The 286-nt window shown below is 70.6% G+C and carries 1 pseudogene; it reads left to right on the plus strand.

What is annotated here, in order from left to right:
• Positions 1-286 (plus strand): annotated as a pseudogene (locus tag ACLQ24_RS30565) (hypothetical protein); the annotation flags it as partial.

Genomic DNA, 286 nt, shown 5'->3' on the forward strand with positions numbered 1-286 from the left:
TCACCAGCGAACACTTCGACGTGATCACCTGGACCCGCGACCCGGACGGACGGCCGGTCCTGCTCACCCTGGGCGACTTGCGGACCGGGGACATGATCACCCTCGCAGTCCTGGACTCCCTGGAGATCCGCGACCCGTACGCGCTGCTCGCCATCCACACCGGCGGCGAACTCGCCGCACACGGCCCCACCAGCGGCGCCGAAACAGCCCGCTCCCTCGCCCCCATGCTCGCGCTCGACAGCACCACACTCGCCGTGACCAAACCCGTGCCGCTGCACGACCCCGC

Origin of the sequence: Micromonospora sp. DT4, from assembly GCF_049841675.1 — a bacterium.
Taxonomy (GTDB): Bacteria; Actinomycetota; Actinomycetes; order Mycobacteriales; family Micromonosporaceae; genus Micromonospora.